Source organism: Streptomyces omiyaensis, from assembly GCF_014650895.1.
Classification (GTDB): domain Bacteria; phylum Actinomycetota; class Actinomycetes; order Streptomycetales; family Streptomycetaceae; genus Streptomyces; species Streptomyces omiyaensis.
In genome coordinates, this window is sequence record NZ_BMVV01000010.1 from 60,401 (window position 1) to 82,030 (window position 21,630).

The 21,630-nt window shown below is 72.4% G+C and carries 17 protein-coding genes; 1 reads left to right on the forward strand and 16 read right to left on the reverse strand.

Features of this window, described 5'->3' with window-relative positions; all coding sequences use genetic code 11:
• Positions 1-431: 431 nt before the first annotated feature.
• Positions 432-3,575 (forward strand): isoleucine--tRNA ligase, encoded by a 3,144-nt coding sequence (gene ileS, locus IE287_RS18440; protein WP_189850172.1) that lies wholly within the window; start codon positions 432-434, stop codon positions 3,573-3,575.
• 167 nt (positions 3,576-3,742) lie between these two features.
• Here the strand turns inward: ileS and IE287_RS18445 are convergent, their stop codons facing one another.
• The 16 genes from IE287_RS18445 to rsmH form a co-directional block, all read right to left on the reverse strand.
• Complete coding sequence (locus IE287_RS18445; protein ID WP_189850173.1) at positions 3,743-4,813, reverse strand: DivIVA domain-containing protein; 1,071 nt, start codon at positions 4,811-4,813, stop codon at positions 3,743-3,745.
• A 55-nt stretch (positions 4,814-4,868) separates the two neighbouring features.
• Positions 4,869-5,159, reverse strand: a complete 291-nt coding sequence (locus tag IE287_RS18450) for a YggT family protein (RefSeq protein ID WP_031007132.1) — start codon at positions 5,157-5,159, stop codon at positions 4,869-4,871.
• Positions 5,160-5,240: 81 nt separating this feature from the next.
• On the reverse strand, positions 5,241-5,861 hold the full coding sequence (locus tag IE287_RS18455) for a cell division protein SepF (RefSeq protein WP_030748389.1): 621 nt from the start codon (positions 5,859-5,861) through the stop codon (positions 5,241-5,243).
• 121 nt (positions 5,862-5,982) lie between these two features.
• The gene (locus IE287_RS18460) at positions 5,983-6,702 is read right to left on the reverse strand and encodes a YggS family pyridoxal phosphate-dependent enzyme (RefSeq protein WP_189850174.1); all 720 of its coding nucleotides are present in this window, start codon (positions 6,700-6,702) and stop codon (positions 5,983-5,985) included.
• A complete protein-coding gene (gene pgeF, locus IE287_RS18465; RefSeq protein WP_189850175.1) occupies positions 6,699-7,442 on the reverse strand; it encodes a peptidoglycan editing factor PgeF in 744 nt (247 codons plus the stop codon). The genes IE287_RS18460 and pgeF overlap by 4 nt, the downstream gene beginning before the upstream one ends.
• Positions 7,439-8,650 carry a cell division protein FtsZ gene (ftsZ, locus tag IE287_RS18470; RefSeq protein ID WP_189850176.1) on the reverse strand — a complete coding sequence of 404 codons (1,212 nt, stop codon included), beginning with the start codon at positions 8,648-8,650 and terminating at the stop codon, positions 7,439-7,441. Before ftsZ ends, pgeF begins: the two co-directional genes overlap by 4 nt.
• A gap of 279 nt (positions 8,651-8,929) precedes the next feature.
• The gene (locus tag IE287_RS18475; RefSeq protein WP_189850177.1) at positions 8,930-9,733 is read right to left on the reverse strand and encodes a cell division protein FtsQ/DivIB; all 804 of its coding nucleotides are present in this window, start codon (positions 9,731-9,733) and stop codon (positions 8,930-8,932) included.
• A 25-nt stretch (positions 9,734-9,758) separates the two neighbouring features.
• On the reverse strand, positions 9,759-10,853 hold the full coding sequence (murG, locus tag IE287_RS18480; protein ID WP_189850178.1) for an undecaprenyldiphospho-muramoylpentapeptide beta-N-acetylglucosaminyltransferase: 1,095 nt from the start codon (positions 10,851-10,853) through the stop codon (positions 9,759-9,761).
• A 6-nt stretch (positions 10,854-10,859) separates the two neighbouring features.
• Positions 10,860-12,200, reverse strand: coding sequence for a putative lipid II flippase FtsW (ftsW, locus tag IE287_RS18485; RefSeq protein WP_189850179.1), 1,341 nt, complete (start codon positions 12,198-12,200; stop codon positions 10,860-10,862).
• 55 nt (positions 12,201-12,255) lie between these two features.
• A complete protein-coding gene (gene murD / locus IE287_RS18490; protein WP_189850180.1) occupies positions 12,256-13,704 on the reverse strand; it encodes a UDP-N-acetylmuramoyl-L-alanine--D-glutamate ligase in 1,449 nt (482 codons plus the stop codon).
• Entirely contained in the window at positions 13,686-14,756 is a 1,071-nt protein-coding gene (mraY, locus tag IE287_RS18495) for a phospho-N-acetylmuramoyl-pentapeptide-transferase (protein WP_189850181.1), read from the reverse strand. The genes murD and mraY overlap by 19 nt, the downstream gene beginning before the upstream one ends.
• Complete coding sequence (locus IE287_RS18500) at positions 14,753-16,177, reverse strand: UDP-N-acetylmuramoyl-tripeptide--D-alanyl-D-alanine ligase (RefSeq protein ID WP_189850182.1); 1,425 nt, start codon at positions 16,175-16,177, stop codon at positions 14,753-14,755. The genes mraY and IE287_RS18500 overlap by 4 nt, the downstream gene beginning before the upstream one ends.
• A gap of 4 nt (positions 16,178-16,181) precedes the next feature.
• Positions 16,182-17,876 (reverse strand): UDP-N-acetylmuramoyl-L-alanyl-D-glutamate--2,6-diaminopimelate ligase, encoded by a 1,695-nt coding sequence (locus IE287_RS18505; protein ID WP_189850183.1) that lies wholly within the window; start codon positions 17,874-17,876, stop codon positions 16,182-16,184.
• 18 nt (positions 17,877-17,894) lie between these two features.
• Positions 17,895-19,868 (reverse strand): peptidoglycan D,D-transpeptidase FtsI family protein, encoded by a 1,974-nt coding sequence (locus IE287_RS18510; protein ID WP_189850184.1) that lies wholly within the window; start codon positions 19,866-19,868, stop codon positions 17,895-17,897.
• 7 nt (positions 19,869-19,875) lie between these two features.
• Positions 19,876-20,394, reverse strand: coding sequence for a cell division protein FtsL (gene ftsL / locus IE287_RS18515; RefSeq protein ID WP_229883569.1), 519 nt, complete (start codon positions 20,392-20,394; stop codon positions 19,876-19,878).
• Positions 20,391-21,347 (reverse strand): 16S rRNA (cytosine(1402)-N(4))-methyltransferase RsmH, encoded by a 957-nt coding sequence (rsmH, locus tag IE287_RS18520; RefSeq protein WP_189850185.1) that lies wholly within the window; start codon positions 21,345-21,347, stop codon positions 20,391-20,393. Before rsmH ends, ftsL begins: the two co-directional genes overlap by 4 nt.
• Positions 21,348-21,630: the final 283 nt, after the last annotated feature.

Sequence of the window (21,630 nt, forward strand, 5' to 3'; positions counted from 1 at the left end):
GGGGGCGCGCCCGGCCCCCGCCCGGGCCGCCGGCCCCGCCGCTCCCCCACACGGCCCTCCCGAAGCCCGCGCCGCCCCGTGTGCCCATTCGGGTCACCGCAATCCGGTCGGCCCGCCGCCCCCGCGCCCCGTACACTGGCCTCAGCGAGAGGCGTCGATGGGGACCAGTAGCGTCGTACGCGAGCCATGAGCGACCCGGGGACGGTGAGAGCCCGGGGGCGAGCCCGATGCGAAGCATCACCCCGGAGCTGCCGGAAGAAAGCCGCGTGGACACGGACCACGAAGCGCGGTGACTAGACCCGGTGTCGCGACCCCAATGAGGGGGCCCCGGACGGTCACGCCCGGAGCCAAGGAGGGTGGTACCGCGGGAGCACGGCTCTCGTCCCTCCGACGGAAAGCAGCACATGTCCGTCCGGAGGAGAGTCCGCCGCATGACCACGCCGCAGTACCGCCAGGTGCCCGCCCAGGTCGACCTGTCCGCGCTCGAGCACGCCGTGCTCGACTTCTGGCAGGAGAACAAGGTCTTCGCCAAGACCCTGGAGCAGTCCGAGGGCCGCCCCGAGTGGGTCTTCTACGAGGGTCCGCCCACCGCCAACGGCATGCCGGGCGCCCACCACATCGAGGCCCGCGTCTTCAAGGACGTCTTCCCCCGCTTCCGCACCATGCGCGGCTACCACGTGGCCCGCAAGGCCGGCTGGGACTGCCACGGCCTCCCGGTCGAGCTCGCCGTCGAGAAGGAGCTCGGCTTCTCCGGCAAGAAGGACATCGAGGAGTACGGCATCGCGGAGTTCAACGCGAAGTGCCGCGAGTCGGTGACCCGCCACACCGACGCCTTCGCCGAGCTCACCACCCGCATGGGCTACTGGGTCGACCTCGACGACGCCTACCGCACCATGGACCCCTCGTACATCGAGTCGGTCTGGTGGTCGCTCAAGCAGATCTTCGACAAGGGCCTCCTCGTCCAGGACCACCGCGTCGCCCCCTGGTGCCCCCGCTGCGGCACCGGCCTCTCCGACCACGAGCTGGCCCAGGGCTACGAGACGGTCGTCGACCCCTCCGTCTTCGTCCGCTTCCCGCTGACCTCCGGCCCGCTCGCCGGCAAGGCCGCCCTCCTCGTCTGGACGACGACCCCGTGGACCCTGGTGTCCAACACCGCCGTCGCCGCCCACCCCGAGGTCACCTACGTCGTCGCCACCGACGGCGACGAGCGCATCGTGGTCGCCGAGCCGCTGCTCGACAAGGCCCTCGGCGAGGGCTGGGTCACCACCGGCGAGTCCTTCACCGGCAAGGAGATGGAGCGCTGGACCTACCGGCGCCCCTTCGAGCTGATCCCCTTCGACGCCCCGGCCCACTACGTGGTCAACGCCGAGTACGTCACCACCGAGGACGGCACCGGCCTCGTCCACCAGTCCCCCGCCTTCGGCGAGGACGACCTCAAGGTCTGCAAGGCGTACGGCCTGCCGGTCGTGAACCCGGTCCGCCCCGACGGCACCTTCGAGGAGGACGTCCCGCTGGTCGGCGGCGTCTTCTTCAAGAAGGCCGACGAGGCGCTCACCGCCGACCTCGACGCGCGCGGCCTGCTCTACCGGCACGTCCCGTACGAGCACAGCTACCCGCACTGCTGGCGCTGCCACACGGCCCTGCTCTACTACGCGCAGCCGTCCTGGTACATCCGCACCACCGCCGTCAAGGACCGCCTCCTCGAGGAGAACGAGAACACCAACTGGTTCCCGGACTCCGTCAAGCACGGCCGTTTCGGCGACTGGCTGAACAACAACATCGACTGGGCGCTCTCCCGCAACCGCTACTGGGGCACCCCGCTCCCGATCTGGCGCTGCGAGGAGGGCCACCTCACCTGCGTCGGCTCCCGCGCCGAGCTCACCGAGCTCACCGGCACCGACCAGTCCGGGCTCGACCCGCACCGCCCCTACATCGACGACGTCACCTTCGCGTGCCCGGCCGAGGGCTGCTCCCTCCAGGCCGTCCGCGTCCCCGAGGTCATCGACGCCTGGTACGACTCGGGCTCCATGCCGTTCGCCCAGTACGGCTACCCGTACAAGAACAAGGAACTGTTCGAGTCCCGCTACCCGGCGCAGTTCATCTCCGAGGCCATCGACCAGACCCGCGGCTGGTTCTACACGCTGATGGCCGTCGGCACGCTCGTCTTCGACAAGTCCTCGTACGAGAACGTGGTCTGCCTCGGCCACATCCTCGCCGAGGACGGCCGCAAGATGTCCAAGCACCTCGGCAACATCCTCCAGCCCATCCCGCTGATGGACCAGCACGGCGCCGACGCCGTCCGCTGGTTCATGGCCGCCGGCGGCTCCCCCTGGGCCGCCCGCCGGGTCGGCCACGGCACCATCCAGGAGGTCGTCCGCAAGACCCTCCTCACGTACTGGAACACGGTCGCCTTCCAGGCCCTGTACGCCCGTACGTCCGGCTGGGCGCCGTCCGCCGCCGACCCGGCCCCGGCCGACCGCTCCGTCCTCGACAAGTGGCTGCTCTCCGAGCTGAACACGCTCGTCGCCGAGGCCACCGAGGCGATGGAGGCGTACGACACCCAGCGCACCGGCAAGCTCCTGTCGGCCTTCGTCGACGACCTCTCCAACTGGTACGTGCGCCGCTCCCGCCGCCGCTTCTGGCAGGGCGACAAGGCGGCCCTGCGGACCCTCCACGAGGTCGTCGAGACCGTCACCCGCCTGATGGCCCCGCTGACCCCCTTCATCACCGAGCGGGTCTGGCAGGACCTGGTCGTCCCGGTCACCCCGGACGCCCCCGAGTCGGTGCACCTCGCCACCTGGCCGGAGGCCGACGCCGCCCTCGTCGACGGCACCCTCTCCGAGCAGATGGTCCTCGTCCGCCGCCTCGTCGAGCTGGGCCGCGCGACCCGCGCCGAGTCCGGCGTGAAGACCCGCCAGCCGCTCTCCCGCGCGCTGGTCGCCGCGAGCGGCTTCGCCGCCCTCTCCCCCGAGCTCCAGGCCCAGATCACGGAGGAGCTCAACGTCTCCTCCCTGGCCTCCCTCTCGGAGGTCGGCGGCTCGCTGGTCGACACCACCGCCAAGGCGAACTTCCGCGCGCTCGGCAAGCGCTTCGGCAAGGGCGTCCAGGACGTCGCCAAGGCCGTGGCGGCGGCCGACGCGGCGGCACTGGCGCTGGCCCTGCGGGACGGCGAGGCGAGCCTGGAGGTGAACGGCGAGACCATCACCGTCACCCCCGAGGAGATCGTCGTCACCGAGACCCCGCGCGAGGGCTGGTCGGTCGCCTCCGACTCCGGCGCGACGGTCGCCCTCGACCTGGAGATCACCCCCGAGCTCCGCAAGGCGGGCCTCGCCCGGGACGCGATCCGCCTCATCCAGGAGGCCCGCAAGAACAGCGGCCTCGACGTCGCGGACCGCATCGCGCTGCGCTGGACCTCGGCCTCCCCCGAGACGGCGGAGGCCCTCCGGGCCCACGCGGGCCTGATCGCCGACGAGGTCCTGGCGACGGACTACGGGCAGGGCGAGCCCTCCGAGGGCTACGGACCCGCCTTCGCGGACGAGCCCCTCGCGCTCACCTTCCACCTCCGCAAGGCCTGACCCCACGCGAAGGGCCCCGCACTCCCTCGGGAGTGCGGGGCCCTTCCGCATGCCGCGGGGGGCGTGAGCCGGGCCCGGACACGGCGAAGGGCCAGGGACTGGATCGCTCCAGGCCTGGCCCTTCGGCTGCCGACGGCTACGTGCTCAGCGCACGTTCAGGCGCCGCCTCAGTTGTCGTCCTCGTCGATCAGGAAGCCGCGCATCGGCGCGGGCGCCTGCTGCATCGGCTGCGGCGCCTGCGGCCGCACCGGCGCCATCGGCTGGGTCATCGCCGGGGACATCTGCTGCTGGCCGCCGTAGGACGGGGCACCGCCCATGGGACCGCCGCCCATCGGGCCGTTGCCGCCGTAGGACGGGGCACCCGCACCGGCCGACGCCATGGACGGGGCCGGCGGCAGCGAGGCCGTGGCCGGGGTCCGCGGCGGGGCCAGCGAGTCGTCCGCCTGGGTCTCCAGCTGACGCAGCTGGGACTCCAGGTAGGACTTCAGGCGGGTCCGGTACTCGCGCTCGAAGCCGCGCAGGTCCTCGACCTTGCGCTCCAGCGTGGCGCGGGCGGACTCCAGGGAGCCCATCGCGACGCGGTGCTTCTCCTGCGCGTCCCGCTCCAGGGCGTCCGCCTTGGCACGGGCGTCCCGCTCCAGGCCCTCGGCACGGGAGCGCGCCTCGCCGACGATCTTGTTGGCCTCGGAGCGGGCCTCGGCGATCGCCTGGTCGGCGGTCTGCTGGGCCAGCGAGAGGACACGCGCGGCGCTGTCGCCACCGGGCTGCTGCGGGGGCTGCGGCTGCATCTGCTGCTGCTGCGGGTGGCCCATGGGGCCGCCCTGCATCGGGCCGGGACCCATCGGACCGCCCTGCATCGGGCCCGGACCCATGGGTCCGCCCTGCATGGGGCCGGCGGGAAGCTGAGGAGCACCGGAAGGCAGCTGCGGCGGGCCCATCTGCGGCGGCTGCTGCTGGACCGGCGGACCGGATATGGCCGCGGGCACGGGGGCGCCGGGACCGACGGGACGGTTGTCCTGCGGCTCCGGGGGCTTGCGCATGGCCTGCTGCTGGTTCTGGGCGGCGGCGCGCGTCGCGGCGGCCAGCTTCGCGCGCAGGTCCTCGTTCTCGCGGAGCAGGCGGGTCAGCTCGGCCTCGACCTCGTCGAGAAAGGCATCGACCTCGTCCTCGTCATAGCCTTCTCGAAGGCGGACGGTCGTGAACTGCTTGTTCCGCACGTCCTCGGGGGTCAGCGGCATCTCTTCTTCACCTCTACGTAGTCGTCGGCAGTCGGCAGGACCGTATCGTCCACACTCACCTCGCGAGGGAGTTCACGACGGAGATGAGGATGTAGACGATGATCATCAGAACGAAGAAGGACAGGTCGAGTGCCACGCCCCCGAGACGCAACGGCGGGATGAGTCGCCGCAGAAGCTTGAGCGGTGGATCGGTCACAGTGTAGGTGGCCTCCAGAACGACCACCATCGCCTTACCGGGTTGCCATGAACGGGCGAACTGGAAGACGTAGTCCATGACCAGCCGGAAGATCAGGAAGACGAGGAAGCACATCAGCGCGATGTAGACCACCTGTAGTGCGACGCCCATCCCGCGGTTCCCTCTCCCCTGGCTTCCGTGTACTCAGCTTGCTCCGGCCGCTCCCGCGGCCGGTCCGTCCGGTCTCGTTTCTCAGCTCTGGTTGAAGAATCCGCCCTCTGCGATCCGGGCCTTGTCCTCCGCCGTGACATCGACGTTAGCAGGCGACAACAGGAACACCTTCTGCGTCACGCGCTCAATGCTGCCATGGAGCCCGAAGACGAGTCCGGCGGCAAAGTCGACAAGTCGCTTCGCGTCCGTGTCGTCCATCTCCGTGAGGTTCATGATCACCGGAGTGCCCTCGCGGAAGTGTTCCCCGATGGTACGGGCCTCGTTGTAGGTCCGGGGGTGCAGCGTGGTGATGCGGTAGGGCTCCCGCTCGGACACGACCTTGGGCATGATCACCGGTGCGTTCTTCTCCAGGCTCGGGCGTTCGGGTGTGATGGATGCCACGGGGGCAATTCGGGCCGGACGACCGCTTTCGGCGAGTACCGGGGCAGAGTGCGCGACCGGTTCGCGGGGAGCGGGCGGCGCCACGACGCGCACCGGCTCCTCGCGCTCGATCTGGCGCGGAGGGGTGTGGCGCCGCTCCCGCTCGGGCTCGGGCTCCAGCTCGGGTTCGAAGTCGTCATCGGGGTCGAAGCCCCGGCCGTCGTACCCATCGTCCTCCACGAGACCGAGGTAGACCGCCATCTTGCGCATCGCGCCGGCCATTCTCCGATTCCTCCGCTCTGTGGTGGATCGGCCTCGTCACCAAGAGCCCGCGATCCACGGGCCACTCCGCCGTTCGCGGAATGACCATATTTTCTGCTGTGGTCCGACCTGCTTCGCGACGTTACCCGAGCTTCGGGCGGACACCGAGTACCGCCGTACCGACGCGTACATGTGTCGCCCCGGCGGCGATGGCGTCCTCGAGGTCCGCGCTCATGCCCGCCGACACCATGTTCGCAGCCGGACGGGTCGTGCGCAGGGCAGTCGACAAATCCATCAGCCGGTCGAAGGCGGCGCGCTGCCGGCCCGCGTACTCGCCCACCAGCGGGGCCACCGTCATCAGTCCGTCGAGCCGCAGTCCGGGGGCCTCGTCGAGGGCGGCGGCCACCTCCTCGATCCCGTCCGGCGCCACGCCGCCGCGGTCGCCGCGGCCGCCGGCCTCGGCGTCGAGGGCGACCTGGATCAGGCAGCCGAGCTCGTGCCCCGCCTTCCCCGCGGCCGCGGAGAGGGAGGAGACGAGCCTGAGCCGGTCGACGGACTGCACGACACCGGCGTAGCCGACCACCGATCTGACCTTGTTGGTCTGCAGCTGACCGACGAAGTGCCAGGTGAGATCGAGGTCGGCGCAGGCGGCCGCCTTCGGCGCCGCGTCCTGGTCGCGGTTCTCCGCCACGTCGCGCACCCCGAGCCCGTGCAGGATCCGCACGTCGCTCGCGGGGTAGGTCTTGGTGACGACGATCAGGGTCACCTCCTCGCGGGGGCGGCCGGCGGCGGCGCAGGCGGCGGCGATCCGCTCCTCCACCCGTGCCAGGTTCTCCGCGAGTTCGGCCTTGCGGTCCGTCATGCCTCTTCCCTGCCCAACCAGACATATCCCGCGAGTCGCCCCGTGGTGCGGTCGCGTCGGTACGAGTAGTGGTCCGGGGACTCCAGGGTGCAGACCCCGGCGTCCTCGATGTCGGTCACCCCGAGGCGGGCCAGCTGGTCCCGGACGCCGGCGGCGACGTCGACGGCGGGGGTGCCCCAGGAGGTCTCGGCGTACGCGCCGGGTTCGACGGCGGCGACCTCGGCGCGCATCGCCTCGGGGACCTCGTAACAGCGTCCGCAGACGGCGGGGCCGGTGCGGGCGGTGATCCGGCCGGGCTCGGCGCCGAGCTCCGCCATCGCCGCGACGGCGGCGGGGACGACCCCGGCGATCATCCCGGGCCGCCCGGCGTGGGCGGCGGCGACGACGCCGGCGACCGGGTCGGCGAGGAGGACGGGGACGCAGTCCGCGGTGAGGACGGCGAGGCCGAGCCCGCGGCGGGTGGTGACGATCGCGTCGACGGCGGGGACGGCCCCGTCGCCGTCCCAGGGGCCGTCGACCACGGCGACGCCGGCGCCGTGGACCTGGTTCATCCAGACGACCAGGGCGGGGTCGAGCCCCAGACCGGCGGCGGCGCGGGCCCGGTTGGCCCGGACGGCCTCCGGGTCGTCGCCGACGGCGCCGCCGAGGTTGAGCTGCTCGTACGGAACGGCGCTCACCCCGCCCCACCTGTCGGTGAAGGCGAAGTGCGCGCCGTTCGTGGAGGAGCGGTGCCCTATCACTTCAGGAAGTCCGGCACGTCCAGCTCCTCGGCGGGGCTGTCCGTGTACGGGCGGGCCGGCGGGACCACCGGCGGGACGGGCGGCAGCGGGGCCTCGTTGACCTGCGGGGCGGGCTCGGCCGGGGCGGCGACGGGCTCCTCGCGGGGGGTCACCGTGCCGAGGCCGCCGAGCGGGCGGGGGGTCTCGATGCGCGGGGGCGGGGCCGGCTCCTCGCGCTTCGCGGAGACCGCGCCGATGATGTTGTCCCGGCGGGCCGGCGGCTGGCCGCCGTCGAAGCCGGCCGCGATGACGGTGACCCGGACCTCGTCGCCGAGGGCGTCGTCGATGACGGCGCCGAAGATGATGTTGGCCTCCGGGTGGGCGGCCTCGCTGACCAGCTGGGCGGCCTCGTTGATCTCGAAGAGACCGAGGTCGCTGCCGCCGGAGATGGAGAGGAGCACACCGCGGGCGCCGTCGATGGACGCCTCCAGGAGCGGCGAGGAGATCGCCATCTCCGCGGCGGCCACCGCGCGGTCGTCGCCGCGGGCGGAGCCGATGCCCATGAGGGCGGACCCGGCCTCGGACATGACCGACTTGACGTCGGCGAAGTCGAGGTTGATCAGACCCGGGGTGGTGATGAGGTCGGTGATGCCCTGGACGCCGCTGAGCAGGACCTGGTCGGCCGACTTGAAGGCGTCGAGGACCGAGACCTGGCGGTCCGAGATGGACAGCAGGCGGTCGTTCGGGATGACGATGAGGGTGTCGACCTCTTCGCGGAGCTCGGCGATGCCGTCCTCCGCCTGGTTGGCGCGCCGACGGCCCTCGAAGGTGAACGGGCGGGTGACCACGCCGATGGTCAGGGCGCCGAGCGAGCGTGCGATGTTGGCGACGACGGGCGCGCCGCCGGTGCCGGTGCCGCCGCCCTCGCCGGCGGTGACGAAGACCATGTCGGCCCCCTTGAGGACCTCCTCGATCTCCTCGCGGTGGTCCTCGGCCGCCTTGCGGCCGACGGCAGGGTTCGCCCCGGCCCCGAGGCCGCGGGTCAGTTCACGGCCGACGTCGAGCTTGACGTCGGCGTCGCTCATCAACAGTGCCTGTGCGTCGGTGTTGATGGCGATGAACTCGACGCCCTTGAGACCGACCTCGATCATTCGGTTGATGGCATTGACACCACCGCCGCCGACACCGATGACCTTGATGACTGCGAGGTAGTTCTGCGGTGCTGCCACGTCGAAGGCCTCTCGCCTCGAGTTACGTGTCGTCATTGCGCGGTGGTTGACGCGCCGCGACGACGGATGCCGATGGGGTGGTCCGTTGCGCCGACCCCAACCCTAACGTTGAAGTTTAGGGTTACCAGTGTCTCTGTTCGCTGGACTCTTCCGAACAGGACACTAAGTCGACAAGCCGCGCGCGTTCAACGAACACGCCGAACCTCCCGTTTTTCTTTTCACCCTATGTGATCACCCGTAGCGCTGGCCAACCAGGGTGCTGGCCAGCGCCGATGCGCGTCAACTCCCCGACGAGACGGGCGCGCTGGGGGCACTTACGTCGAAGTGCCCCGCTTTGGGGGTCGCCTTCATCAGGGCGGTGATCACCCGGGCCTTCGCGGGCCCGTGTTCGGCACTGCCCCAGAAGACGGTGCGATCCCGGGTCAGCTCCAGAGTGACGGAGTCGTACGACGAGACGCGCACGACACGAGTGTCCTTCGCGATCGCGTCCGGGAGTTCACTCCGTACGCGCACCGCCTCGGCCAGCAGGCGGTCCGCGTCGAACCGGCGCAGGCTGGGCGAAGCGGCCACGTCGAGGACGAGCCGGGGGACGCCGCGAGGCGGGGTGGTGACGGTCGCGAACGGGACGGCGGTGGAGTCCACTTCGGTGAAAGTTCCGCGCTTGTCCAGAAGCAGGACGGGTTTCCTTTCCGTCACCTTCAGACCGATTCCGTGCGGCCAGGACCGGAACACGTCGACCGAGGCGATCCGGGGCAGTTCCTCCCGGAGCCGGGCCTCGATGGCCTCGGTGTCCACGGTGACCAGCGGGGCGCCGACCGGGACGGCGGCGACGGCCTCGACCTGGGCCGGGGTGAGCACCGCGGTACCCGAAGTCTTCACAGCTTCCACACGGAACCAGGTCGAGCCGTAGAGGGCCCAGACCGTGCCGCCGGCGAGCAGCAGCACGCCGGCGGCGACCAGGACCGGCAGCAGTCCGAGCGGGCGGAAGCGGCCGCGCGCGCCCTCCGGCCGCGGCTGCCGGCCCGACGGCCCCCGTCGCTTCACGGTGCCGCCCTGCTCCGCGGTCGTCGGTCCGGCTGCCACGCGCGCCTCTTCCCTCGGTCCTCCGCTACGCCTGTCGGCGGGCGGCGATCGCCTCGTACACCATGCCGACGAGCAGGTCGTCGGCGTCCCGGCGGCCGAACTCGGAGGCGGCGCGGGACATCTCGTACAACCGGTGCGGATCGGCCAGTACGGGCAGGACGTTGGCCTGCACCCACTGCGGCGACAGCTCCGCGTCGTCGACGAGGAGTCCGCCGCCGGCCTTGACCACCGGCTGCGCGTTGAGCCTCTGTTCGCCGTTGCCGATGGGCAGCGGGACGTAGGCGGCGGGCAGTCCGACGGCGGAGAGCTCGGCGACGGTCATCGCGCCCGCGCGGCAGAGCATCATGTCGGCCGCGGCGTACGCGAGATCCATCCGGTCCACGTACGGTACCGGCACGTAAGGCGGCATTCCGGGCATGTTGTCCACGCGCGGCAGCTCGTTCTTGGGGCCGACCGCGTGCAGGATCTGGATGCCGGAGCGCTGGAGCACCGGGGCGACCTGCTGGACGACCTCGTTGAGCCGGCGCGCGCCCTGGGAGCCGCCGGAGACCAGCAGCGTGGGCAGGTTCGGGTCGAGGCCGAAGGCGGCGCGCGCCTCGGGCCGGACCCGGGCCCGGTCCAGGGTGGCGATGGTGTGCCGCAGCGGGATGCCGATGTAACGGGCGTTGCGGAGCTTGGAGTCCGGGGTGGCGACGGCGACCCCGGCCGCGTACCGCGAGCCGATCTTGTTGGCCAGGCCGGGCCGGGCGTTGGCCTCGTGGACCACGATCGGCACCCCGAGCCGCTTGGCGGCCAGGTAGCCGGGGAGCGCCACGTAGCCGCCGAAGCCGACCACGCAGTCCGCCTTGGTGCGCTCCAGGATCTGCTCGGCGGCCTTGATGGTGCCGCGCAGGCGTCCGGGGACGGTGATCAGCTCGGGGGTGGGCTTGCGGGGCAGCGGTACGGCGGGGATGAGCGCCAACTCGTAGCCCCGCTCGGGCACGAGCCGGGTCTCCAGTCCCTTCTCCGTGCCCAGCGCCGTGATGCCCACGCTCGGGTCCTGCCTGCGCAGGGCGTCCGCGAGGGCGAGCGCCGGCTCGATGTGACCGGCGGTCCCCCCGCCGGCGAGTACGACATGCACCGAAATTCACCGCTCTCCGGACGGGCGCTTCTTGACGCGCCGTCGCATCGACTTCCATCTCACCCCGGCCCGCTTGCCCCAGCCGGGGCGGCGCATGGCCAGGGCCGCTTTCGCGGCGGGTTCCTGTCGCGCGAAGGCGATCAGGAGCCCGACGGCGAACATGGTCGGCAGCAGGGCCGACCCCCCGTACGAGAACAGCGGGAGCGGGACGCCGGCGATCGGCAGCAGACCGAGCACCGCACCGATGTTGACCACGGCCTGCGCCGTGATCCAGGTGGTCACGCCTCCCGCGGCGAATCGAACGAAGGGGTCCTCCGTGCGTCCGGCCACGCGGATACCCGCATAGCCTAGGGCCGCGAACAGGGCGACGACCGACAGCGTCCCCGCGAGACCCAGTTCCTCACCGGTGACCGCGAAGATGAAGTCGGTGTGCGCTTCGGGCAGTTGGCCCCATTTTTCCACACTCGCACCGAGTCCGGAACCGAACCATCCCCCCGACGCCAGAGCATAGATACCGTGCGCGGCCTGGAGGCACGGGGCCCCCTCGCCGCCCGGATCGGTGGCGCCGATGCACTGGAAGCGGTCCATCCGGTGCGGGCTGGTCTTGATGAGCAGCGCACCGAGCGCTCCGGCCACCGCGAGCACGCCCACGAAGAGGCGGGTGGGGGCGCCCGCGGTCCACAGCAGGCCGAAGAGGATCGCGGTGAGGATGATCGCGGTGCCCATGTCGCCGCCGAGCATGATCAGCCCGAGCAGCATGAAGGCCCCCGGCACCAGCGGCACGAGCATGTGCTTCCACTGGGTGAGCAGTTTCATGTCCTGCTTGCGGGCGAGCAGGTCGGCGCCCCACAGGATCAGGCCCAGCTTGCCGAACTCGCTCGGCTGGAGCATGAACGGACCGCCCAGCGAGATCCAGTTCTGGTTGCCGCCGACGGAATGCCCTATCCCCGGGATCTGGACGAGCACCATGAGGAAGACCGCGCCCACCAGGATCGGGTAGGCGAGCGCCCGGTGCAGCTTCACCGGCATCCGCGAGGCGACGAGGAGCAGTCCGGTGCCCAGGAGCGCGGCGAAGAACTGCTTGCGGAAGAAGTAGGACGGCACCAGCTCGTAGCGGAGCGCCGTGATCATCGAGGCCGAGTAGACCATCACCAGGCCGAGCGTGGTGATGAGCAGCCCCGCGCCGATGATCACGTAGTACGCCGTGAGCGGCCGGTCCCAGGCCCGCTGCGCCCGGGTGAAGAGCCCGCGCACGCCTCCCCCGCGCGCCCCCCGCGGGGTCGCGGGGGCCCGCCCTCCGCCCGGTCGGGCGGAGGGCCTGCGTGTCCCGGCGATCTTGCTCGGCATGGTCGCTGCCCCCTCCGGTCAGGCCCGGTACGGCCGGACCCTCGCAGTGGTCGGGTCAGGCGTCCCCGGTGGCGGCGAGGGCGCGGACCGCGTCCGCGAACGCCTCGCCCCGCTTGTTGTAGTTGGTGAACATGTCCATCGAGGCGCAGGCCGGGGCCAGGAGGACGGTGTCCCCCGGCCGGGCGAGCCGGGCCGCCTCGCGGACCGCCTCGGACATCGCCCCAGTGTCGGTCCGGTCGAGGTCCACCACCGGGACCTCCGGGGCGTGTCGCGCCAGGGCTTCGCGGATCAGCGCGCGGTCCGCGCCGATCAGCACGGCCCCGCGCAGCCGCTTCGCGGACTTCTGCACCAGCTCGTCGAAGGTGGCGCCCTTGGCGAGGCCGCCGGCGATCCAGACGATCGGGTCGTAGGCGGCCAACGAGGCTTCGGCGGCGTGGGTGTTGGTGGCCTTGGAGTCGTCGACGTAGGTCACGCCCCCGACCTCCTCGACCAGTTCGATCCGGTGCGGGTCGGGGCGGAAGGCCCGCAGCCCGTCGCGCACGGCCTTCGCGTCCACGCCGAAGGCGCGGGCGAGGGCGGCCGCGGCGAGCGCGTTGGCGATGTTGTGCGGGGCCGGCGGCTGCACGTCGGCGACCTCGGCCAGCTCCTGGGCGTTCTTCTGCCGGTTCTCCACGAAGGCCCGGTCGACGAGGATGCCCTCGACGACGCCGAGCTGGGAGGGGCCGGGGGTGCCGAGGGTGAAGCCGATGGCCCGGCAGCCCTCCTCGACGTCGGCCTCGCGGACCAGGTCCTCGGTCACCGGGTCGGCCGCGTTGTAGACGCAGGCGACCCGGTTGCCCTCGTAGATCCGGCCCTTGTCGGCGGCGTACGCCTCCATCGAGCCGTGCCAGTCGAGGTGGTCGGGCGCCAGGTTGAGCACGGCGGCCGAGTGGGCGCGCACCGAGGGCGCCCAGTGCAGCTGGTAGCTGGAGAGCTCGACGGCGAGTACGTCGAGGTCACCGTACGGATCCTCGCCGAGGACGGCGTCGAGGAGCGAGACCCCGATGTTGCCGACGGCGGCGGTCCGCAGCCCCGCGGCCTCCAGGATGGAGGCGAGCATCCGGGTCGTGGTGGTCTTGCCGTTGGTGCCGGTGATCGCCAGCCACGGGGCCGCGTCCGGGCCCCTCAGCCGCCAGGCCAGCTCGACGTCGCCCCAGATCTCGACGCCCGCCTCGGCGGCGGCCGCGAAGAGCGGCTTGTCCGGCTGCCAGCCGGGGGTGGTGACGACCAGCTCGGTGCCGGCCGGCAGGGTCGCCCCGTCGCCGAGGCGGACGGTGATCCCCTCCGCCTCCAGCTCCGCGGCCTGCGCCCGGGAGCGCTCGTCGTCCCCGTCGTTGACGACGGTCACCACGGCGCCGCGGGCGGCCAGGGCCCGGGCGGCCGGGATGCCGGACACCCCGAGACCCGCGACCGTGACGTGCTTGCCCTGCCAGTCCAGCTCTTCGCTCACTTGTCGGCTGCCCATCCCGCGTAGAAGAGGCCCAGGCCCACGATGACGCACATGCCCTGGATGATCCAGAACCGGACGACGACCAGGACCTCGGACCACCCCTTGAGTTCGAAGTGGTGCTGGAGGGGGGCCATCCGGAAGACGCGCTTGCCGGTCATCTTGAACGAGCCGACCTGGATGACCACGGACATGGTGATCAGCACGAACAGGCCGCCGAGCAGCGCGAGCAGCAGCTCCGTACGGGAGCAGATGGCGAGACCGGCGAGCGCGCCGCCGAGGGCGAGGGAGCCGGTGTCACCCATGAAGATCTTGGCGGGCGAGGTGTTCCACCACAGGAAGCCGAAGCAGGCTCCCATGAGCGCGGAGGCCACGACCGCGAGGTCGAGCGGGTCGCGGACCTCGAAGCAGGCGCTCGGGTTGGTCAGGGTCAGCGCGTTGGCGCAGGACTCCTGGAACTGCCACAGCCCGATGAAGGTGTAGGCGCCGAAGACCATCACGGAGGCGCCGGTGGCCAGGCCGTCCAGACCGTCCGTCAGGTTCACGCCGTTGGACATGGCCAGGATCATGAAGAGCGCCCAGACCACGAAGAGGACCGGGCCGATCGCCCAGCCGAAGTCGGTGATGAAGGAGAGCTTCGTGGAGGCCGGGGTGAGCCCGCGCAGGTCGGCGAACTGAAGCGAGAGCACCGCGAAGGCGATGCCGACGATGAGCTGGCCGGCCATCTTCGCCTTGGCCCGCAGGCCCAGCGAACGCTGCTTGACGATCTTGATGTAGTCGTCGAGGAAGCCGACCAGGCCCATGCCGGTCATCAGGAACAGCACCAGGACGCCCGAGTAGGTCGGGTCCTCGCCGGTGATGACCTTGGCCAGGGCGTACGCGATGAGCGTGGCCAGGATGAAGGAGATGCCGCCCATGGTGGGCGTGCCCTTCTTCCCGGCGTGGCCGCGGGGGCCGTCGTCCCGGATGAACTGCCCGTATCCCTTGCGGGCCAGCAGCTTGATGAGCAGCGGGGTGCCGATCAGGGTGAGGAAGAGGCCGATGGCCCCCGCGAAGAGGATCTGCCTCATCGGCCCGATACCTCGCCCTCAGCGTCGAGCAGCGCGAGTGCGACCTGCTCGAGACCGACCGACCGGGACGCCTTCACCAGGACCACGTCCCCCGGGCGCAGCTCCCTGCGCAACAGGTCGACAGCCGCCTGCGCGTCGGACACGTGCACCGACTCCTCACCCCACGAACCCTCGTTATAGGCGCCCAGTTGCAGCCAGGACGCTTCCCTGTCCCCGACCGCGACGAGCTTGCTGACGTTGAGCCGGACGGCGAGCCGTCCGACCGCGTCGTGCTCGGCGAGCGACGCGTCACCGAGCTCGGCCATCTTGCCGAGCACCGCCCACGTACGGGCCCCGCGGGCCTGTCCGGCCCGGCCCATGGCCGCGAGCGCGCGCAGGGCGGCTCGCATGGACTCGGGGTTCGCGTTGTAGGCGTCGTTGACGATCGTCACGCCGTCCGGACGCTCGGTGACCTCCATGCGCCAGCGCGACAGGGAGCCGGCCTCGGAGAGCGCGGTGGCGATCTCCTCGACAGGCATGCCCAGCTCGTGCGCGACGGCGGCCGCTGCGAGCGCGTTCGACACGTGGTGCTCACCGTACAGGCGCAAGGTCACGTCGCTGCACCCGGTGGGTGTGTGAAGCTTGAAAGAGGGCTGTCCGCTTCCTGTGAGACGGACGTTCTCGGCACGTACGGCCGCTTCGTCCGCTTCGCCGAAGAGGGTCACGCGGGCCTTGGTGCGGCTCGCCATGGCGCGGACGAGGGGGTCGTCGGCGTTGAGGACCGCGATGCCGCCGTCCTCGGCGGACGGCAGGGACTCGACGAGCTCGCCCTTGGCCTCGGCGATCTGCTCGCGTCCGCCGAACTCGCCGATGTGGGCGGTGCCCACGTTCAGGACGAGCCCGATCCGGGGCGGGGTGAGCCCGGTCAGGTAGCGGATGTGGCCGATCCCGCGGGCGCCCATCTCCAGGACGAGGTGCCGGGTCTCCCCGGTCGCCCTGAGCGCGGTGAGCGGCAGGCCGATCTCGTTGTTGAGGGAGCCGGGCGTCCAGACGGTGGGCGCGTGGCGGTCGAGGACCTGGGCGATGAGGTCCTTGGTGGAGGTCTTGCCGGCGGAGCCGGTGAGGGCGACGACATCGGTGCCGAGCCGCTCGACGACCGCGCGGGCGAGGGCGCCCAGCGCGGCCTGCACGTCGTCCACGACGATCGCGGGGACGCCGAGGGGGCGGACGGCGAGGACCGCCGTCGCGCCCGCCGCGACGGCGCGGTCCGCGTAGTCGTGGCCGTCGACGCGCTCCCCGGCGAAGGCGGCGAAGAGGCTGCCGGGCTTCACCTCACGGGAGTCGATGACGACGGGCCCGGTGATCCGGGCGCCCGGATCCGGTATGTCGTGCGCCTGCCCGCCGACGATTTCGGCGATCTCGGCGAGGGAGAGGGCGATCACTGCTTCATCCCTGACTGTTCTGGTGACGGTGTTCGATCGCTGCGCCGGCCGGTGCCCCGGTCGTCGCCTCGATCGCTTCGCGGAGGACCTGGCGGTCGTCGAAGGGACGGACCTTCCCGGCGATCTCCTGGCCCTGTTCGTGGCCCTTGCCGGCGACCAGGACGGTGTCCCCCGGCCGGGCGCGGGCGACGGCCGCGGCGACGGCGGCGGCCCGGTCGGGTTCGACCAGGACGTCGCCGCGCTCCGCGGCGGGCACCTCGGCGGCGCCCGCGAGCATCGCGGTGAGGATCGCGAGCGGGTCCTCGGAGCGGGGGTTGTCGGAGGTCAGTACGGCGGTGTCGGCGAGCCGGGCCGCGGCGGCGCCCATCGGGCCGCGCTTGGTGGTGTCCCGGTCGCCGCCGCAGCCGATGACCACGTGCAGCCGGCCCTCGGTGACCTCGCGCAGCGAGCGCAGCACCGATTCGACGGCGTCGGTCTTGTGCGCGTAGTCGACGACGGCGAGGTACGGCTGGCCGGCGTCGACGCGCTCCAGGCGGCCGGGGACGCCGGGGACGGCGGCGACGCCGTCGGCGGCGGTCCGCGGGTCGAGCCCCGCGGTGGCCAGGGTCGCGACGGCGGCGAGGGTGTTGGCGACGTTGAAGGGGCCGGGCAGCGGGGCGGTGGCGGGGATCCGCACGCCGTCCGGGCCGACGGCCGTGAAGGTGGAGCCGGCGGCGCCCAGGACGACGTCCTCGGCCCGCCAGTCGGCGTCGGCACGGCCCTCGGCGGAGAAGGTGACGACCGGGACGGCCGCCTCCTTCGCGAGCCGGCGGCCGTACTCGTCGTCGGCGTTCACCACGCCGATCCGGCTGCGCTCGGGGGTGAAGAGCGTGGCCTTGGCCCGGAAGTAGTCCTCCATGTCGGAGTGGAACTCCATGTGCTCCGGGCTGAGGTTGTTGAAGACGGCGACGTCGAAGACGCAGCCGTCGACCCGGCCGAGCACGAGGGCGTGGCTGGAGACCTCCATGGCGACCGCCTCGACGCCGCGCTCGCGCATGACGGCGAAGAGGGCCTGGAGGTCGGTGGCCTCGGGGGTGGTGCGCTCCGACTTGATGCGCTCGTCGCCGATCCGCATCTCGACGGTGCCGACGAGGCCGGTGTGTCGGCCGGCGCCGCGCAGTCCGCCCTCGACGAGGTAGGCGGTGGTGGTCTTGCCGGAGGTGCCGGTGATGCCGATCTGGAGGAGAGCGGCGCCGGGGCGGCCGTAGATCTCGGCGGCGAGTTCGCCCATCCGGCCGCGCGGGTTCCCGACGACGAGGACGGGCAGGCCGGTGGCGGCGGCGCGGTCGGCTCCGGTCGGGTCGGTGAGGACCGCGGCGGCGCCGAGGCCGGCGGCCTGGGCGACGAAGTCGGCTCCGTGCAGGCGGGCACCGGGCAGGGCCGCGTACACGTCCCCGGGGCGTACCGCCCGGGAGTCGTGGGTGATGCCCGAGACGGGGACGTCCTGTGCGGCGTCGGGGATCTCGGTGCCCAGCCGTGCCGCGAGCTCGCCCAGGGGTGTCGGGCGGGCCCGCTCCGGGCGGGGCGGGGCGGTTCGGGACTGATCAGCGTGTGGCACGGCGGTGAGCGTACCGGGCTCACCCTGCGGGGGACCAAACGAGCCGGGGGCGTCGCCGGAGTTCGATTTCCGGTTCCCGGAGTGGGGGGTGATCGTCGTCACTGGTGGTGCTCCCGGGGGTCACGGGGTGGGTTCGAAGGTGACCGGCAGGCGGGGGGAGGCGCTGCCGGTGGGGGCCACGTGGAGGGTCTTGAGGGCGAACTCCATGACCTTCTTGTAGATGGGTCCGCAGATCTGGCCGCCGAAGTAGCTGCCCTTGGTGGGGTTCTGGATGGCGCAGTAGACGGTGACGCGGGGCTGGTCGGCGGGGGCGAAGCCGGCGAAGGAGGCCGTGTAGCCCTTGTAGCGGCCGAGCTCGGGGTCGACGCGGTTGGCGGTGCCGGTCTTGCCGGCGACGCGGTAGCCGGGGATGGCGGCCTTGGTGCCGGTGCCCTCCCGGTCGTCGACGACCGACTCGAGCATCTGCGCGAGCGTCGTGGCGGTCTTCTCGCTGACGACCCGGTTCTCCCCGGGCTTCGGGGCGGGGGTGAAGCGCCCGTCGGGGCCCTTGGTGCCGCGGACCAGGGTGGGCTCGACCCGTACGCCTCCGTTGGCGATGGTGGAGTAGACCGAGGCGGCCTGGAGGGCGTTGACGGAGAGGCCCTGGCCGAAGGGGATCGTGTACTGCTGCGAGGTGGACCAGTCCTCGGGCTTGGCGAGGATGCCGGCGGTCTCGCCGGGGAAGCCGAGGCCGGTGGGGCTGCCGATGCCGAAGCGGCGGAGGTAGCCGTCGAGGACGCGGTTGGACTCGGCCTGGTCCTTGCCGAGCTGGCCGGTGGCGAGGATGGTGCCGATGTTGCTGGACTTGGCGAGGACGCCGTTGAGCGTCAGGTACCAGGTCGGGTGGTCGATGTCGTCCTTGAAGAGCCGGTCGCCGCGGTGGAGCCGGTTGGGGACGGTGACGTGGGTGTCGGGGGCGGCCTTGCCCTCCTCCAGGACGGCGGCCATGGACATGACCTTGCTGGTGGAGCCGGGCTCGTAGGCGTCCTGGAGGGCCGCGTTGCCCATGGCGGCGGCGTTGGCGGCGGAGAGGTCGTTGGGGTCGAAGCCGGGGGCGTTGGCCATCGCCAGGATCTCGCCGGTGCGGGTGTCCTGGACGATGACGTAGCCGCGGTCCGCCCTGGACTTCTGCACCTGGTCGGCGATGGCCCGCTGGGCGGCCCACTGGATGTCCCGGTCGATGGTGAGCTCGATGTCGGAGCCGGGGACGGCGGGGGTGCCCTGGGAGCCGGCGGTGGGGACCTGCCGGCCGCCGGAGGCGGTGAAGCGGATCTTGCCGTCCTGGCCGGCGAGTTCGGGGTCGAGCATGGACTCGACGCCGCCGGCGCCTCGGCCCTCGGCGTTGACGTAGCCCAGTATCCCGGCGCCGAGGTCCCCGTTGGGATAGACCCGCTTGGTGCTGGGCTCGCTGAGGACGCCGCCGAGCAGGTTGACCCCGGTGCCGCCGGGCTCCTGCGCCTTCTGGGCGTAGACCTTCCTGAGGTCCTTGATCTGGTTCCAGACCTGCGGGGTCTGCTTGCGGGCCAGCAGCGTGTAGCGGGACTTGGGGGTGCGGAGCTTCTTGGCGAGGTCGGCCGGTTCCTTGCCCAGGATCGGGGCGAGGAGCGCGGCGGCCTGCTCGGGCGCGTCGCGGAGCTTGGACTCCTCGGCGGTGAAGAGCTTCGGGTCGGCGGTGATGTCGTAGGCGTCGACGCTGGTCGCGAGGGCGATGCCGTTGCGGTCGGTGATCTCGCCGCGCTCCGCGGAGAGCGTGTACTCCTGGTAGCGGTACTTGTCGGCCTTGGCCGCGTACGCGCTGGCGTCGACGGCCTGCACCTGGAGCAGCCGGACCACGAAGACCAGCATGACGAGGGTGAGGCCGACGGAGATCAGGCGGAGCCGGGGCCGGGGGCTGCCGAGCTTGATGGTCCGCGGCTTCCGGGCGGGCGGGCGGGGCGCGGGGCGGCGGGCGGCCGGGCGCGGGGCGGGGCGGGGGGTCCGGCCGCCGGAGCCGGCGGCGGGCCGGGGGCGGGCGGGGCCGGGGACCCGGCGGCGCGGGGGCTCCTGGGAGGGCACTGCTCGGTCACCTGCCGGAGGTCGTCGGGGCGGTCGGGGCGGTTCCGGTGACGGCGGGCTTCGGGGAGGCGCTCGCGCCGGGGGCGGCGGCCTCCCGGGCGCGCGCGGGGTCGCCCGTACGGCCCGGGGCGCGGGACGGGGTGCGCGAGGGCTTGGGCGAGGTGGCGACGGTGGGCTCGCCGAGGACCTTGCCGTCGGGGCCGAGGAAGGCGGGGCTGCCGCCGGGGACCATGCCGAGCTCGCGGGCGCGGCGCTCCAGGGCGTCGGGGGCCGCGTAGGCGTCGACGTCCCGCTGGAGGGCCTGCTCCTCGTCGGTGAGCTCGGTGGTGCGGTCCTTGAGCTCGCGCAGCCGGAAGGAGCCCTGGTTGAGGGCGGAATTCAGCAGCAGCAGGGTGATGAGGCCGCCGCCGAGGAGGAGGACGACCAGGAGGACGAAGGGGGTGCGGGCGGCCGAGCTGGGTCCGGACGGCATCAGCCGTCCGAGCCGCGCGGCCCGGCCCTTGAGCGGCCCCCTCGCCGCGCTCACAGCACGTCCTCCCGGATGCGCTCGACGCCCCGGAGCCGGGCGGGGGCGGCCCGGCGGTTCTCGGCGACCTCCTCCTCGGTGGGGAGTTCGGCGCCGCGCGTGAGCAGCTTGAGCCGGGGCTGGTACTTCTCGGGCACCACGGGGAGGCCGGGCGGGGCGGTGGTGGCCGCGCCGGCCGCGAAGACCTGCTTCACCAGCCGGTCCTCCAGCGAGTGGTACGAGAGGACGGCGACGCGGCCGCCGACGGCGAGGGCCTTCACCGCGGCCGGGATCGCCCGCTCCAGGACGCTCAGTTCGCCGTTGACCTCGATGCGCAGGGCCTGGAAGGTGCGCTTGGCGGGGTTGCCGCCGGTGCGCTTGGCGGCCTGCGGGAGGGCGTCGCGGATGAGTTCGACGAGGCGGGCGCTGTTGGTGAACGGCTCCTTGTCGCGCTCGCGCACGATGGCGGAGACGATCCGCTTGGCCTGCTTCTCCTCGCCGTAGGCGCGCAGGATGCGGACGAGTTCACCGGGCGGGTAGGTGTTGAGGACCTCGGCGGCGCTCATGCCGGTCGTCTGGTCCATGCGCATGTCGAGCGGGGCGTCCTGGGCGTAGGCGAAGCCCCGGTCGGCCTCGTCCAGCTGCATGGAGGAGACGCCGAGGTCGAAGAGGACGCCGTCGGCCTTGTCGATGCCGAGCCGGTCGAGGACCTCGGGCAGCTCGTCGTAGACCGCGTGGACGAGGGTGGCGCGGTCCCCGTAGGGGGCGAGCCGCTCGCCGGAGAGGCGCAGGGCCTCCTTGTCGCGGTCGAGGGCGACGAGCCGGGCCTCGGGGAAGGCGCGGAGCAGGGCCTCGCTGTGCCCGCCGAGGCCCAGGGTGCAGTCGACGACGACCGCACCGGGGTCCTGGAGGGCAGGGGCCAACATGTCCAGGCATCGCTGGAGCATCACCGGGACGTGTCGGTCGTTGCTCAACGCACCCTCTCAGAACGGACACGGCGAGCGGATGGGGGCGAGCCGTGGGTGCCGCCGCGCACACGGGGGAGAAACCGCTTCAAATCGCTCGATTGTCTCCGGGAACTCCGCGTCACTCTAGTCCACGGACGGGGCCGGTCAATCAACCGGCTGGCGCGCCGCGCGGCGCCGGAGGCGGGGGCCGGCGTTCCGGGCCGTTCGCCCGATCGGCGGCATCCGGCGGGCGCGGCGGGCCGGCTCGCACGGCGGGGTCGCCGACGCTCCCCGCCCCCTCCCGCCGCAG

Bases quoted from the DNA above. Each gene is read 5' to 3' on its own strand.
- mraY (WP_189850181.1), bottom strand. From the start codon at position 14,756: ATGAGGCAGATCCTCTTCGCGGGGGCCATCGGCCTCTTCCTCACCCTG.
- IE287_RS18445 (WP_189850173.1), bottom strand. From the start codon at position 4,813: ATGCCGCTGACCCCCGAGGACGTGCGGAACAAGCAGTTCACGACCGTC.
- IE287_RS18450 (WP_031007132.1), bottom strand. From the start codon at position 5,159: ATGGGCGTCGCACTACAGGTGGTCTACATCGCGCTGATGTGCTTCCTC.
- ileS (WP_189850172.1), top strand. From the start codon at position 432: ATGACCACGCCGCAGTACCGCCAGGTGCCCGCCCAGGTCGACCTGTCC.
- ftsW (WP_189850179.1), bottom strand. From the start codon at position 12,200: ATGCCGAGCAAGATCGCCGGGACACGCAGGCCCTCCGCCCGACCGGGC.
- IE287_RS18455 (WP_030748389.1), bottom strand. From the start codon at position 5,861: ATGGCCGGCGCGATGCGCAAGATGGCGGTCTACCTCGGTCTCGTGGAG.
- murD (WP_189850180.1), bottom strand. From the start codon at position 13,704: ATGGGCAGCCGACAAGTGAGCGAAGAGCTGGACTGGCAGGGCAAGCAC.
- IE287_RS18460 (WP_189850174.1), bottom strand. From the start codon at position 6,702: ATGACGGACCGCAAGGCCGAACTCGCGGAGAACCTGGCACGGGTGGAG.